This is a genomic window from Dolichospermum sp. UHCC 0406 (assembly GCF_009712025.1).
GTDB lineage: Bacteria > Cyanobacteriota > Cyanobacteriia > Cyanobacteriales > Nostocaceae > Dolichospermum > Dolichospermum lemmermannii.
In genome coordinates, this window is sequence record NZ_VILA01000019.1 from 91,520 (window position 1) to 106,230 (window position 14,711).

General features: G+C 37.4%; 14 protein-coding genes and 1 pseudogene. 9 read left to right on the forward strand and 6 right to left on the reverse strand.

Annotation, left to right across the window (positions count from 1 at the left end):
• Positions 1–108: 108 nt before the first annotated feature.
• Both FJR09_RS17810 and FJR09_RS17815 read right to left on the reverse strand, forming a co-directional pair.
• Entirely contained in the window at positions 109–423 is a 315-nt protein-coding gene (locus FJR09_RS17810; RefSeq protein WP_168653669.1) for a hypothetical protein, read from the reverse strand.
• A 33-nt stretch (positions 424–456) separates the two neighbouring features.
• Positions 457–855, reverse strand: a complete 399-nt coding sequence (locus tag FJR09_RS17815) for a DUF6173 family protein (RefSeq protein ID WP_168653668.1) — start codon at positions 853–855, stop codon at positions 457–459.
• Between the two features lie 236 nt (positions 856–1,091).
• Between FJR09_RS17815 and speY the strand changes: the two genes are divergently transcribed.
• The 7 genes from speY to FJR09_RS17850 all read left to right on the forward strand — a co-directional run bounded on the left by speY (position 1,092) and on the right by FJR09_RS17850 (position 9,183).
• On the forward strand, positions 1,092–2,240 hold the full coding sequence (speY, locus tag FJR09_RS17820) for a deoxyhypusine synthase (RefSeq protein WP_168653667.1): 1,149 nt from the start codon (positions 1,092–1,094) through the stop codon (positions 2,238–2,240).
• A gap of 463 nt (positions 2,241–2,703) precedes the next feature.
• Entirely contained in the window at positions 2,704–2,856 is a 153-nt protein-coding gene (locus FJR09_RS17825) for a hypothetical protein (RefSeq protein WP_168653666.1), read from the forward strand.
• 303 nt (positions 2,857–3,159) lie between these two features.
• Positions 3,160–3,321, forward strand: a complete 162-nt coding sequence (locus FJR09_RS17830; RefSeq protein ID WP_168653665.1) for a hypothetical protein — start codon at positions 3,160–3,162, stop codon at positions 3,319–3,321.
• Between the two features lie 216 nt (positions 3,322–3,537).
• Positions 3,538–4,317, forward strand: coding sequence for a lasso peptide biosynthesis B2 protein (locus tag FJR09_RS17835; protein ID WP_168653664.1), 780 nt, complete (start codon positions 3,538–3,540; stop codon positions 4,315–4,317).
• Positions 4,318–4,425: 108 nt separating this feature from the next.
• Positions 4,426–6,318, forward strand: a complete 1,893-nt coding sequence (locus tag FJR09_RS17840) for an asparagine synthase-related protein (protein ID WP_217361131.1) — start codon at positions 4,426–4,428, stop codon at positions 6,316–6,318.
• A gap of 111 nt (positions 6,319–6,429) precedes the next feature.
• Positions 6,430–8,265 carry an ABC transporter ATP-binding protein gene (locus FJR09_RS17845; RefSeq protein WP_254433138.1) on the forward strand — a complete coding sequence of 612 codons (1,836 nt, stop codon included), beginning with the start codon at positions 6,430–6,432 and terminating at the stop codon, positions 8,263–8,265.
• Positions 8,266–8,643: 378 nt separating this feature from the next.
• Entirely contained in the window at positions 8,644–9,183 is a 540-nt protein-coding gene (locus FJR09_RS17850) for a Dps family protein (RefSeq protein ID WP_085929769.1), read from the forward strand.
• Between the two features lie 129 nt (positions 9,184–9,312).
• Here the strand turns inward: FJR09_RS17850 and hpnH are convergent, their stop codons facing one another.
• The 3 genes from hpnH to sfsA all read right to left on the reverse strand — a co-directional run bounded on the left by hpnH (position 9,313) and on the right by sfsA (position 12,261).
• Positions 9,313–10,329, reverse strand: coding sequence for an adenosyl-hopene transferase HpnH (gene hpnH / locus FJR09_RS17855; protein WP_168650908.1), 1,017 nt, complete (start codon positions 10,327–10,329; stop codon positions 9,313–9,315).
• A 116-nt stretch (positions 10,330–10,445) separates the two neighbouring features.
• Complete coding sequence (hpnA, locus tag FJR09_RS17860) at positions 10,446–11,429, reverse strand: hopanoid-associated sugar epimerase (protein ID WP_015083332.1); 984 nt, start codon at positions 11,427–11,429, stop codon at positions 10,446–10,448.
• A gap of 64 nt (positions 11,430–11,493) precedes the next feature.
• Positions 11,494–12,261: a DNA/RNA nuclease SfsA gene (gene sfsA / locus FJR09_RS17865; protein WP_015083331.1), complete on the reverse strand. Its 768-nt coding sequence runs from the start codon at positions 12,259–12,261 to the stop codon at positions 11,494–11,496.
• A gap of 7 nt (positions 12,262–12,268) precedes the next feature.
• Here sfsA and FJR09_RS17870 point away from each other — a divergent pair.
• A pseudogene (locus FJR09_RS17870) lies at positions 12,269–12,442 on the forward strand (2OG-Fe dioxygenase family protein); the annotation flags it as partial.
• Positions 12,443–12,558: 116 nt separating this feature from the next.
• Positions 12,559–13,302 carry an ATP-binding cassette domain-containing protein gene (locus tag FJR09_RS17875; RefSeq protein ID WP_168653661.1) on the forward strand — a complete coding sequence of 248 codons (744 nt, stop codon included), beginning with the start codon at positions 12,559–12,561 and terminating at the stop codon, positions 13,300–13,302.
• A gap of 27 nt (positions 13,303–13,329) precedes the next feature.
• On the opposite strand, the gene FJR09_RS17880 is transcribed toward FJR09_RS17875, so the two are convergent.
• Positions 13,330–14,100 (reverse strand): response regulator transcription factor, encoded by a 771-nt coding sequence (locus FJR09_RS17880; protein ID WP_015083329.1) that lies wholly within the window; start codon positions 14,098–14,100, stop codon positions 13,330–13,332.
• Positions 14,101–14,711 lie beyond the last annotated feature (611 nt).

Below are 14,711 nucleotides of genomic sequence, written 5' to 3' on the forward strand. Positions count from 1 at the left end.
TGCAAAGGTGCAAAGACGCAAAAAAAGAAATAGATTAATTTAGGATGTGGTCTAAATAAATAAAAACGGCTATATTTGATCAGGCTAACTATTTGTTACTTGAAAATATCAAGAAAGTCCAAGGTGATTTTTTGTCCATTCTACAGCAGCTATTTTCTTCATTTCTTCCCAACTAGAGAAAGATGTACTTTTTTTAATAAAATGTTCCCATTCAAACTCTGAAATATCCATAAAATCTTCGGCACTGTCAATTTTAAAATTGCTTGTTTCTAACATGGATTCAAAACTTAAAAAGTTTGTATGTTTTTGCATGAATTCCGAGTTAAATAATGCAAATATCGGTACTTTTTGACTATTATTCAGTGATTCTGCCTGATTTAGAAAATTTTTACCTTCAGGTGTCCAAGAAAAATTAGCAGCCATAAATTACCTCTTTACTTCATATTTAGTGTTTAGCTATTCCTTCTCTGCCGAAATTGAGAAACCGAAACGTCTTGGTTTTCGATTTTCATCGGACTTAACCTTGCCAGGTACAAATAAGATGCTGGTTTGTGATATGTGTTGTACAATTCTGGCTTTTTGTCCCTGGTCAGTAGTTCCTGAAAAAATTATGTAGTAAGGATCTCTATAGCTAATGCTTTCAATTTGAAGATAAATCTCTTTACCAAATGAAGCAAAGTAAGCAGCCATTTCTTCATCGGGGTTCAAATGAGATTCAAAGTCAGCAATCTCTTCAACAAGACGCTGATACATTACATTTGCGTAGCCAAATCTTTCTTGCACACCTCTTTGGATGCTCTCATTGAGAGTATCCAAGTTTGGGCGGGATGGCTGATAAAATTCTTTACTGTACATAGCTAAATAAGTAGTTAATCCTTCGTGTATTCAATATCTTCGCCAATTTACCAAATATAAGTATGAAAGTCAATAAAATCGTTACGATGTGATACCTATAGCTGGCTCCCAAATTATTCCACTGAGTATTGCCGCTAACTTATATCGCTAAATAACATTAACATTTTAGCAACTTCCGTACATTTGAATACGATAACATTGTATTCGGCATATTTACTATTCAGGATTTCCCAAAAATGTCACAAAAGCCAGGTAAAAAAATTGCACCTATCCCCATGTCTAACAATGTTAGCGTGGTTGACTTGATTGATACCTATTTTACCGCTTACAATTCAGCCCGGTTGCGGGAAGCCTGTCAACTGCTGACAAAGGAAGTGTTTCAAGAGGGTGTAACTGTGGGCGTTAGCCTTTCCGGCGCAATGACACCAGCAGGTTTTGGCGTTTCCGCCCTCGCGCCCCTAATTCGTAATGGTTTTATTGACTGGATGATTAGCACTGGTGCGAATCTTTACCATGATATGCACTATGGTTTAGGGTTTGAACTATTTGCCGGTAGTCCTTTTTTAGATGATGTCAAATTGCGGGAAGAGGGGACAATCAGAATTTATGACATTGTTTTTGGTTATGATGTACTGCTAGAAACGGACGCTTTTATTCGCAAAGTTCTCCAAGCTGAACCTTTCCAAAAACGCATGGGAACGGCTGAATTTCATCATTTGCTGGGTAAGTGCGTGTGGGAAATCGAAAAGCAATTGGGTGTCAAAAATTCCTGCTTATTGGCGACAGCCTATGAATGTGGCGTACCTATTTATACTTCTTCTCCTGGAGATAGTTCCATCGGGATGAATGTGGCTGCTTTGGCTTTAGAAGGTTCAAAGCTGGTAATAGATCCTTCTATTGATGTCAACGAAACCGCAGCGATTGTCTATGGGGCGCGAGAAAACGACGGTACAAGTGCGGCGGTAATTATTGGTGGTGGTAGTCCTAAAAACTTTTTATTACAAACACAACCGCAACTTCACGAGGTTTTAGGATTGGAAGAACGGGGACATGATTTCTTTATTCAGTTTACTGATGCCCGTCCTGATACCGGTGGTTTGTCTGGGGCGACTCCTGCTGAAGCTGTGAGTTGGGGTAAAATTGACCCCGATGAGTTACCTAGCGCTATTGTTTGTTATACCGATAGTACAATTGCTTTGCCTTTGGTAACAGCATACACTCTCAATCAATGTCCACCACGCCCCCTGAAGCGGCTGTATGATGGACGTGAGGCTTTATTAGATACTTTACAAAAAGATTATCTAGCAGCTAAAGATCAACCTGTAAGTGAGAGTAGTCAGGAAAAAGCAGCTACTTATCCTTGCGGTACACCTGTGAAAGGTTAGGGTTTTAACGTCATATTAATAAGGTGCGTCAAACTCGATAAATTGCTGATTATCAAAATATTTTCGATATTTGACGCACTCTCAAGACTGCTAGTTTTATTATAGGATTGTAAATGAATTGGAAGTTAGGAAATAGCAATAATTATCAATTTTGATGATATTGAAAACGTAAACACAAAATTTTAAAATTGCATCTTTCCTCTGATATATATATCTTTTTTTATTAAGACAAAAAACTAATGCCACAGATAGAAAAAAATATTTAATTTCCCACTAATAATGAATAGTATAGCAATCCTAAATGATTTCTGAAAAATCACAAGTATTGTAGGGTGGGCATTACCCACGATACCTATAGTATGGCTACGCCACGCAAGCTATCAAAAATCAGATAGGAGTCCTATATAACAACCAAAAAGAATTGGAAATAAAAACAATTCTGATAGCAAAAGGAGCTAATTGTATGTCATCTTTGAATAATACGCCAGAGATTAAACCTTCTTCATACCAATCTCCAAGGATAGTTACTTTAGGAAAAGCTGTCAAACTAATTCGTCAGGATAGCAGTGGACAGCTTAAAGATGGGACAGGAGGTTGGTATGTTGAGCGTTCTTAATAACTAAAAATATACAGCACTTTGCGCGACAAATTGGAACAGGTTTCATCCTGGTTTTTCAACTTATTCCCTTAATTATCGTACCTAACCGTTACGCAAAATGCTGTAAATATAACCATTAAGTAAGAAGTTTTTCTGTAAATTTTTACTTAATAATCAGGGATTAATATTTTTTTCATGTACATAGATGCGATTCAAATAAACATGAATTTTGTATTTTGTTGTGCATTAATTTATTAATCTCTGTTTTTTATCACAAAGTGGGTAATAAAAACAATTCTGATAGCAAAAGGAGTTAATTATATGTCATCTTTGAATAACACATCGGAAATTAAACCTTCTTCATACCAATCTCCAAGGATAGTTACTGTAGGAAAAACTGTTCAACTAATTCGTCAGGATTCTACTGGACAGCTTAAAGATGGGACAGGAGGCTGGTATGTTATCGGATATCCAGATGGCTAAAACTGTTCCCTGTTCGCTGTTCCCTGCCCTCACGGACAACCTTTTCAGCAAACCCTACATAGATTCAAATAAAAATGAATCTTGTTACATGACAATTCATTAATTCCTGTTTTTTATCAAAGATAAAGCTATTTATTACAAGAATAAAATTGATTAAGTCAATAAAAATAATTTAAGTAATAAATAGGGTTTCAAAATTCTACATCTTAGACCAACATGATTACTTTTGAAAAATTCTGTCCCCCTAGTCTAGCTAATAATAATCAAATAGACTACGTTCTGGGAGAAAATGTGATCCTCTTGCAAGTTAAAGACGGTACAGCCAGAATACTTGATTTCGATGGAGAATATCATGTAATCTCGGACACAGCAGCCTTAATTATTTCAGAAACTCTCAAATTCGGTTCTGAAAAAGTGGTAGATAAACTTGCCCAGAAATATTCTATAGAACTTTCTCAAGCTGAAGAAGATGTGAAATTTTTTCTCAAGGAATTAACAGATAAAAAGATTATTTATCATTTAGAAAAATCACGAAATGAGCATATAAATGGCAAGACTAATCTGTCAGTAGTTTTAGAAAAATTACTAAAATCAATAGGTCATAGTTCTGTACCTTTGGAAATAAAAGCACTGGCTATTTTGAATTTGGCATATTTCTCAGTCAGATTTTTTGGTTGGATTAAAACAGTACATATTTGGCAGAATTCATTGTCATCTAAAATTACTATTAGTGACGAAGAAAAGGATAAATTCATAGATGCTGTTGACCAAGCTATTTGCAATGTAACCACTTACCATTTGCTAAATATTGAATGTAAAGAACGGGCTTTGTGTGGCTGGTGGTTACTTTGTTTTGCTGGAATTCCTGCAAAGTTGACAGTAGGTATTGACCTGTTTCCTTTAGCAAGTCACTGTTGGTGTGAAGTTGGGAAAAATGTAGTCGGAGATGATCAAGAACGAAGTGAATGGTTCACACCAGTTTTTAGTTGGGAATAAACTATGCAATTTAGAAATTTGATATTTCTAAAGTTGTTATATGTGGAATCAAATTCAGAAAATAGTGCAAAACAGTATTATAACAATATTTTTGAGAGGAGTAAAACTGTGCAATTAGGATTTACTATAATAGGTCAAAGTTTTGGTGTGAATGTAGAAATTTATCAACCTGAAAATCGAAAGAAGGATCTGGTGACATTATTCCAAAATAACGATTATTGCGTTTTATTTATAGGTTCTCTTTACTATCAGCATGAATTATTAACTACTCTCCAACCTAATTTGTCAGCAGAAAGATTAAATGAATGTAAATCAAATATTGCTGCACTGGTTCTGACTACATATCTTCAACTAGGCGCTACCTTTCTAGAAAAATTAGAAGGTGATTTTTCTCTCGTTATTTGGGATAGTAAAAAGACACAATTAATTGCCATGAGAGATCCAATGGGAGGATATCCTCTATTTTGGATTCAGTTAAAAGATAGAGTAGCCTTTAGTACGAGTATCTGGCGACTACTTGATCTACTGCCACAAAAATCACTCCAACTAGAGTATTTAGCCGATTTTCTCGCTATCTCAGGGCAAAGAAATGAGGGTGCGACTGAACAGTGTGTTTATCAAGATATCCATCGAGTGCGTGCAGGAACTATAGTTTCTGCTGACGTTTTAACTTGTCAAATTGTCCGTAAAAATTACTGGGATTGGAGTCAGCATATTAGTGAGCCAAATTCCCATGATGTGTCAGAAATGATTGCCCAGTATGCCGATGTTCTGCATTCTGCTGTCCGTGAGCGGTTGCAGGGAAAAGTTCTAGCTCATCTATCAGGGGGTATGGATTCCACTTCAGTGGCATTAATCGCACGGGATGAAATTCGCGCTGGTTTTGCTGAAAAACCACTGCATACACTGTCACTTGTTTACGAAAATCTGCCATTTTTAGCCCGCGAGCGTCCGTATATTGAAGCAGTATTGCAAAAGGAAACTGAATTTGTGGCTCATCGTCTAGTAGCCGATGAATTATTAGATTTCGATAGCTTCATCGCTCCACCATTGCATGATGAACCCTATGCGGGACTTTGGCGTTTCGCAATGGATACAGCCACAGTTAAGGCTGCTGCCAATATTGATGCCGTAACTATGCTGACAGGTATCGGTGCTGATGATATCCATGAAATGCATCCTTATGAGCTGAATGATTTACTTCGTGAAGGGAAATTGATAGAGGCTTGGCGAGAAGCAATTAAATGGGCTAAGGTAAGAAACTGCAATGTATGGAATGTACTTAAACCTTTTGGAATTGACCCTTTAGTAAATGCTTGGTTGCCATGGCTATCGTCAGGCAATTTTCTGCAAAAAAGTCTAACTTTAAAAGAACAGAATGATTTAACTGTTCCACCCTGGATTCGTCAGGATTTTGTTAAACAATACGCATTATCAAGCCGTATTCAGAAAAATACCAGCCAAGTCTATTTTCTTTGTCAACAAGCCAGTTTATCTGTCATGATCAGTGGTCTTATCAGTAGAGCAGGTGAGGTTTTACGATGGTCTGTAGCTGCACCACTTGGTATTGCGATCGCTCATCCATTTCTTGACAGCCGAGTTTTAGCTCTTGGTTTAGGTATCCGGCAAAAAATTCCTGCTTATCCAGGGAAGATGAAACCCATTTTAGCAGAAGCGATGGGTGAACTTTTGCCACCTAAAATCACAGAGCGCAAGCGTAAGGGACATTTCAATGAGGTATATTATCTGGGTTTAGCTAAGAACGTTGACTACCTAGAGGAAATGATAGAAAAAGCTCCTATTGATGAACTAGAAATTTTCGACAAACCCATACTGCGTCAAGCTGTGCGAGAAGCGAGCTTAGGGACAGCAGATGCTCGACAATTGCAGCGTTTGGATCTTTCCCTCTGCTTAATAAAGTGGCTAAGTATGCAAGAACAATGGCAGAAAATACGTACCCCAATAGACAAAGCTATTTTTATACCAATCAACCAAAATTGAGTATAAGTTTTTCAGGAAAAAAGTTCGTTTGGTGATAACTAGCTTTCTTAATTTTTGAAAATGCGAATAATTTCATTAAGTTTGCTTGAAGTTTTCCGACGTAGCATAGCTATGTTATTGCAAGCAGCACCATTTGAATTACGCAATCTCACCTTATTAACCTTGATTAGCAGTATTACCCCAGTATTAGTCCTTTTTCTCAATAAAATTATCATTAATGAAATAGCTGGGTTATTAGGAAAAGGGACAACAAATAAGCCAATTAATTTCATTTTTCATAACCCTTTGTTACTTTGGAGTATTGGTGGGCTAATCCTGCTCAATTTGTTAAGTGATTCCATAAATACAATTGTTGGCTTTGTATTGACTTCATTACGAGACCGCGTTCGAGGTTTTGTGCAGGGACGTGTTTTTCATAAAATTGCAAACTTTCAGGACATAGCGTTATTTGAAACTCCTGAACTGTTAAATCTTGTTCAGTTGGCGGAACAAGGTGTACACAGATTAGAGCAATTATCATTCATTATTATTACTACTTTAAAAGGGTTCTTTATACTAGTCCCTACTGTCTTGATCTCTTGGTCAATTACTTGGTGGATACCCCTGATTTTACTTATTTCCCTCATCCCATCAATTTATGTAGAACTAAAATACCGTAATCAATGTTGGGAAGTCGAAAAAACTCAGGCTAATATTTCCAGGGAAATGAACTTGTATAAAGGAGTATTGATAGGCGAGAATTATGCCAAAGAATTACGCCTATTTCATTTACAGCCATTGTTACTAGAGCGTTGGAGTGGTCTTTTTAAGCTGATGTTTGTAAAAATGCAGCAAGTTCGTAAAAAAGGCATTGCTGTTGTGCTTTTTTGGTCAATCTTGGGTGGAGCAGGATTAGCATTACCCTTTGTTTATGTGATCATAGGAGCATTACGTGGCATTTATACATTGGGTGATTTAGCACTTTATACAGGGTTGATTTTACAGATTCGACAGAGTTTATATTTACTGATCAATAATAGTTCTGATTTATATGACATTCTCATGGGGACTAGTCCAATTTTTCAGATATTAGAGTTAAAGCCTAAAATGGGATTATCTGCAACAACAAATAGTCATCTCAATTATCAACCTGTAGAAATAAATAAAGTTAGTCGAAATACTTCCAGAAAACCAATTACAAAAAATTTAACAGGAATACAAATTAAAAATGTATCTTTTTCTTATCCTGGAAATGAAAAAAAGATTCTCCATAACATCAACTTAACAATTATGCCAAATGAAATGATTGTACTAGTTGGAGAAAATGGTTCTGGGAAAACAACTTTGGCAAAGTTACTCTGTTCCTTGTATTATCCAACTGATGGGGAAATTCTGTGGAATGATCGAAATTTGCGTAGTTTAAATTTGGATGATATTTATGCACGAATTGCTGTAGTTATGCAAGATTATGCCCGTTTTCCTACTACAATACGTGAAAATATAGGTTTTGGAGACTTACCTTCATTACAAAATAATACTGCCATTATATCTGCTATCAATCAAGCAGGATTGATTAAGGAAGTTGAGCGTTTATCTAAAGGTCTAGAGACTCCACTGGGTAAACAATTAGAAGGAGGAGTTGATTTATCTGGAGGACAGTGGCAGAGGATTGCGATCGCACGTTCTTTAATGCGACTATCTTGTTCAGAACTACTAATTTTTGACGAACCTACAGCAGCACTTGACCCAAAGACAGAGCATGAGATTTATAATATTTTTCGCAATATTGCTTCTAACCATATTGCTATTGTCGTCAGTCACCGTTTATCCTTAGCCAAGTTAGCAGATCGTATTGTTGTGATGGAACAGGGTAGGATTATTGAAACTGGAACACACAATGAACTCATGGCATTAGGTAGACAATACCATCTAATGTTTACACGACAAGCTAGTAGCTATCAACTATAATAGTACATTCTCAAAAACAACTCCTACAAAGAAAAATTAATCTCTAAATATTTCTAAAATCTGCTTCCTTCCACGCAAACTATCATGAATTAAACCTTCAAAAACAGAAGAAGTAGAAGGCTTTTTGGAAAAAATTACAGGTAAGAAAAAGTAAATATCATTTATAAAAGATAAGCACCGTATCCCCCTTTTCTTCAAAAATTTAGGAATATGGATGATTTTCAGCCTTGGCTTGATTACAAAAGAAAATAATCAGCATATTCCTAAATATATAAAAGTAACTGAACATTAATCTTACCTTTGATTGATGTGGATCATGCCTGTATTTTGAGAATATGTAAGGTGTTTACGTAATAATCGGAGTTAATAATAATGACCATACATAAAATAAACATTGGTTTAACAGAACAACAGCGTCACGGTGTGATGAATTTGTTAAATCAAGATTTAGCAGATGCCAATGTGTTGCTAGTAAAAACAAAAAAGTATCATTGGGATGTTGTCGGGCCTCAGTTTCGTACCTTGCATAAACTTTGGGAAGAACACTATCAAAAACTGACAATAAATATTGATAAAATAGCTGAAAGGATTCGGACTTTGGGCTGTTATCCAACAGGTACAATGGCAGGATTTTTAAGTCTTGCAACCCTCAAAGAACATAGCGATAAAATTCCTACAGCAACCAAGATGGTGACTCAATTGGTGGAAGATCATGAGCAGATTATTCGCAATTTAAGAAATCATATAGATCAGTGTAGTCAAGAATTTCATGATCAAGGTTCTGCTGACTTTTTAACTGAGTTGATGGAAAAACATGAAGAAATGGCTTGGATGTTACGTTCATTTATTGAAGGAGAAGCAGTAGAACCAGATGGTAAAAAACAACCAGCAGCAACTAAAGTTCCGGTGGGTGTGTAAATAATTCAGAAAGTTTTCATCATCAGAATCAGGATTTACTGGATTAGAAGATTAACACCGGAAAATGCTGTATTTAATCCTGTAAATCCTTAAATCCTGAGCATCCTGATTCAGACAATTTTCAGACTATTACTTCCCAAACACAGTAGTTAGAGAACGGGCAATATTTTTCGGCTGCATTGCGTCCATTGCTGCTGTCGGTTCATAACCACAATGCACCATACAATCAGTACATTTAGGATTACCACTAGCACCGCCATATTGACTCCAATCAGTCTTATCCAACAACTCCTGAAAGGTTGCATAGTAACCCTCATTCAACAGATAGCAAGGTTTTTGCCAACCAAGAACACTATAACTAGGACTACCCCAAGGAGTGCATTCATAGTCTTTCTCACCAATGAGAAAATCTAAGAATAGAGGGTTGTGATTGAAGTTCCAATTCTTCTTTCCAGATGTGTAAGGTGAGAGAATTTCTCTAAATAAAGCGCGAGTTTGTTCTTTTTGCAGAAAATGATCTTGATCTGGCGCCCATTCGTAACTGTAACCAGGAGAAATCATCATCCCGTCAGTACCCAATGTTTCCAGAAAATCGAAGAATCCCTGCATTTCTTGGATATCGCAACCTTCAAAAATGGTTGTGTTGGTAGCGACACGAAAACCCTTAGCTTTAGCCGCGCGAATCGCTTGGATAGCAGTATCAAAAACGCCTTTTCTGTCTACACATTTATCATGCCATTCCCGCATTCCATCTAAATGGACACTAAAAGTTAGATAAGGAGAAGGCTTAAACTTATCAAGACTCTTTTCTAGTAATAAACCATTAGTACACAAGTAAATATATTTCTTGCGTTTAATTAAACCCTCAACAATTTCACTTATTTGGGGATGTAGTAAAGGTTCTCCACCGGGAATAGAAACCACTGGTGCGCCACATTCTTCTACCGCCGCAAAACACTGTTCTGGGGTGAGATTTTGCTTGAGTATTTCTACAGGATGCTGGATTTTACCGCAACCAGTACAAGCTAAATTACAGCGGAATAGGGGTTCTAACATCAAGACCAGGGGAAAGCGTTTCCGTCCTAATAACCGTTGTGTAACTAAATACTTGCCAATATCTATTGCTTGTTGTAAATTAATTGCCATTTAATCGTTCTCCTCTTTTAATTACACCACAGGTTGAATTCAAAAATCATTATTTGGGTGTAGCAATGCTAAACCCCTACAAAATCAGAGGTAAAATAATGAACTTTCACTTTCACCTAATTTACATAACCTTGAGCTATAAACCAATCCACAGCATCCTTGAGGGCTACATTCAGAGGGGACTGAGGTAAACCTAATTCGCGGATAGCCTTAGAAGCATCATAATACATTGGTTGCTGTGCCATGCGGACTCCATCAATGGGAACTGTGGGAGTTTTCCCTAGAGGGGCAAGGATTTTTTCGTCTATCCAAGCTACAGTTAGGGGTATCCAAGCTGGTATAGATGTTTGCGGTGCGGGTAAATTAGTGATTTGCGAAAGTTGCTCTAGGAGTTGTTTGAGGGGAAGATTTTGATGACCAAGAATATAGCGATCGCCTGATTTTCCCTTTTCTAAAGCTAATAAATGCCCCTTAGCTACATCGCGCACATCTATAAAATTTAACCCTGTATCTACATAAGCAGGCATTTGTCGGCGTAAAAACCGCAGAATAATATCACCTGTAGGAGTGGGTTTAATATCTAATGGACCAATAGGGCTACTAGGATTAACGATCACAATATCTTGACCCTGATTAGCAGCGGATATTGCCACTTTTTCCGCCAGAAACTTTGATTTTTTGTAATCTCCTACTAATTTCTCTACCGGACTTTGATAGGTTTCATCCACAATTTCACCAAATTTACCGACACCAATGGCTGCAACGGAACTAGTATAAACGGTGCGTTCAATCCCGGCTTTTTCGGCTGCGGCCAAGATGTTGCTTGTACCGTCAACATTATGAATATAAAGCAATTCTCGGTCTTTTTGCCACAGGGAATAATGGGCTGCGACATGAAAAAGATATTGACAACCCTGCATCTGTTCCCAGATATTTGGGTTATTTAAATCACCTTTGACAATATCTACAGCCAAACCCTGTAAATTACCCAGGTTACTACTAGGACGAACTAAAGCGGTAACTTGGTATTTTGACTCTAACAGCGATCGCACTATATGAGAACCAATAAAGCCTGTCCCCCCGGTTACAAATGCTCGCATTCAATCACCCTCTACTCCTCAAGGTTTCTAACCGCATTTCAATATCCGTGATTGAGAACTCTGATCAAGATATTACAGTGTCAACTGGCTCTTTAAGGTCATTGCATTGGCTTTTCATTGTTGCTAAACCCAAATAACGGATACCTTCTGGAGATATATCAAAGCGACAAGGAAGAACTTCTAAACCTAGTTGAATTGCTTCCCGTAGCAACCGACCATATACAGGGTCTTTACTATCCCCAGGTGCAAACTCTAAACAATCACCTCGGTTAATAAAATACAGCATTACTGATCGACTTTGGGGTAAAACTTCCATTAATTCCCGTAAATGCTTTTGTCCTCTGGTAGTTTCGGTGTCAGGAAATAACGCTAAACTCCCCTGTGACCAAGTTGTATTTTTTACCTCTAAATAAATTGGGCGCTGTTGAGAACTTCCCGTTAAATAAAAATCCACCCGACTTTTCCGATCTTTTCCATAAACTACTTCACCCTTAACCTGGTCATATTCACTTAATTCTGGGAATAAATGCTGCTGTAGAGCCAATTTAATCACCCGATTAGGTAAAGCAGTGTTTACACCTACCCAAGTTGTTGCATGATCATTGACCTGGATTAACTCTAAGGTATAAGCTAATTTGCGTTGAAGATTATCACTTTTGGAAACTTGTACAGCACTACCAATGGTAGAAACTCCCGTCATTGGACCTGTATTCGGACAATGTGCTGTGATCACCTCTCCAGAATGTAATTGAATATCAGCAAAAAACCGCTTGTAGCGTTTGAGTAAAATACCAGGATATAGTTTTGGGTATTTATATAACCAATCAATCATTTTTATCACTGCTAAAAAGGAAAAGCCAGTTTTTAACAAAGTTTTGCAACCTGGAGAAATAATTTTAGTAAATGAACATCAATTTTTTCATTTTACCACTCCCATAAAACCCCAAAATCCAGAATTGGGAAGCAGGGATGTATTTGTGATCAATTATCCTAGTTTAATTTCTGACTTTTAAGAAATATTTTGAAATAGGAATATGCAGATCCCTGAGTTCTTGAAGAAGTCAGGGATATTGTGCGTTTTCTCTGATTTGTTCTATGGTTGATAGTTGACAATTTTCACCTATTCCCTATGCTCAGGCTAGAAGCTGTTAATTTTTATAAACGTTTACAACATCAACACCAATACCCGATTTTACAGGATATTACCTTGGATGTATCACCAGGCGATCGCTTGGTAATTATTGGTGAATCTGGTGCTGGTAAAACTTCCTTATTACGCCTCATTAACCGTCTAAACGAACCCACAGGCGGGAAAATTTATCTCAAAAATCAGGAATATCGCCAAATTCCCCTTATCCAACTGCGTCAACAGGTAATGCTTGTCCAACAAGAGTCTAAGCTGCTGGGGATGACAGTTGGGGAAGCCTTAGCTTATCCTTTAATTCTGCGCGGTGTACCTAAGCAAACTATTCAGGAAAAAGTCAGTTATTGGCAAGAAAAACTGCAAATTCCTGAACAATGGTTAGGACGAACCGAGGTGCAACTTGCTGCTGGACAAAGACAGTTAATTGCGATCGCTCGCGCCCTAGTTACCGAACCCCAGATTTTACTCCTAGATGAGCCTACATCAGCCTTAGACACTCCCACATCCACTCATTTAATAAGTGTACTCACTCACCTAAATCAACCCCATTCCTCGGCAATTTTAATGGTAAATCGCCAAATTGATTTAGCTCAAGCATTTTGTACCCACCTGTTACATCTTCAGCAAGGTCAAATAGTTCTCAATCAACCTGCCGCTGATACAGACTGGGACAACTTAGCAGCCAGCCTCAAGCAAGCCGAAACTCAAGCACTAGCAGAATGGACTTAACTCATTATCTGTTCCCTGTTCCCCGTTTTAAGAGCTTTGAGTAGTTAGTACAGGAAGTTGATTAGTAAATCTCTCTTTTGGTAATTTTGTGTGTGTTTGCGGAATGTTGACATTCAAAATTTCCATGTTAAACCGATATCCAACATTGCGGATAGTTTGAATTAAACTGGGTTGACGGGGATCAAGTTCCACCTTCTTCCGCAACGATAAAACATGAGTATCAATAGTGCGGGGATTATCAATAGCATCAGGCCAAGCACGACGTAATAATTCCGATCTACTTAAAGGGACTCCTCCAGCTTGTGCTAAAACGTACAATAAACTGAATTCCTGGGGCGTTAAATCAATAAACTCCCCTTGAAAACGCACCCGACGCTGGACTAAATCAATTTGCAAACTGCCATAATCTAAATAAGCTGGTGCAGTAGGTGTCCGGTTACGGCGGATAATTGCCTCAACCCTAGCCAAAAATTCTTGCATTCCAAAAGGTTTGCTTAAATAATCATCCGCCCCCGCTTTTAATCCTGCTACAATATCGGCTTCATTAGTACGAGCAGATAACATGAGAATTAAAGGCTGTTGTTGACGATGTAACCAGCGGCAAAACTCCACCCCATCACCATCTGACAAATCCGCATCTAGAATGACTAGAGTGGGTTGATGGCTGATAAACACTTCTTTTGCTTGATAAATACTGGCAGCTTGATGAACTCGGTATTCTAGTTGTTGCAAGTGCCAACCCAACAACGACCTCAGATGGGGATTCCCCTCAACAATTTCTATACAAACCGAACCCACAGTGGTAAGACCCCTTAGCGTTGATGAATCTCAAATTAACAATCTCATGGTCAAGGTTTTGTAGTTTTTGTTACTTCAATAGACATATTCTTCATATTTCCCTCAAAAAACCTTGCAGAAAATTTATTTTTTACTTTATTTGCAGCCAGGCTAGTAGCCTTATTAAATTTTTATTACGTTTACATTATATCCATTTTACAACGGCAATAGGTAAATAAAATTACTGCCCCATTACTTGTAGCGGTATGAACTAGAATCAGCTACAAAATTTACTTCCAACAGCCATACAATCCTATTACCTTCATTCTTCATTATTCATTCTTCTTTCTCCCGTCTTTCCGTCTTTCCTTTCTTCTTCTCTTCTTTTTTTATTCCTCCTGACTCCTGACTCCTGACTCCTGACTCCTGACTCCTAATTCTTGACTCCTGACTCCTGACTCCTGACTCCTATCATTAAAGTTTATTTTTGGCAATCTGTCCTACTCCTGAAGAGATATGGTAAACTCAATAGAACGGAATTTTTTTGTTTATTCGTCAACCTTAGAAAATAATTAAAACATTTTATGTTTAAAGACAGGTTAATAAAACATTATTATTTACATAAATTTTGA

Excerpts from the sequence above, each read along its gene's own strand:
- FJR09_RS17835 (WP_168653664.1), top strand. The coding sequence starts at position 3,538 with ATGATTACTTTTGAAAAATTCTGTCCCCCTAGTCTAGCTAATAATAAT.
- hpnH (WP_168650908.1), bottom strand. The coding sequence starts at position 10,329 with ATGGCAATTAATTTACAACAAGCAATAGATATTGGCAAGTATTTAGTT.
- FJR09_RS17810 (WP_168653669.1), bottom strand. The coding sequence starts at position 423 with ATGGCTGCTAATTTTTCTTGGACACCTGAAGGTAAAAATTTTCTAAAT.
- speY (WP_168653667.1), top strand. The coding sequence starts at position 1,092 with ATGTCACAAAAGCCAGGTAAAAAAATTGCACCTATCCCCATGTCTAAC.
- FJR09_RS17830 (WP_168653665.1), top strand. The coding sequence starts at position 3,160 with ATGTCATCTTTGAATAACACATCGGAAATTAAACCTTCTTCATACCAA.
- sfsA (WP_015083331.1), bottom strand. The coding sequence starts at position 12,261 with ATGATTGATTGGTTATATAAATACCCAAAACTATATCCTGGTATTTTA.
- FJR09_RS17825 (WP_168653666.1), top strand. The coding sequence starts at position 2,704 with ATGTCATCTTTGAATAATACGCCAGAGATTAAACCTTCTTCATACCAA.
- FJR09_RS17845 (WP_254433138.1), top strand. The coding sequence starts at position 6,430 with ATGTTATTGCAAGCAGCACCATTTGAATTACGCAATCTCACCTTATTA.
- FJR09_RS17875 (WP_168653661.1), top strand. The coding sequence starts at position 12,559 with ATGCTCAGGCTAGAAGCTGTTAATTTTTATAAACGTTTACAACATCAA.
- FJR09_RS17815 (WP_168653668.1), bottom strand. The coding sequence starts at position 855 with ATGTACAGTAAAGAATTTTATCAGCCATCCCGCCCAAACTTGGATACT.
- hpnA (WP_015083332.1), bottom strand. The coding sequence starts at position 11,429 with ATGCGAGCATTTGTAACCGGGGGGACAGGCTTTATTGGTTCTCATATA.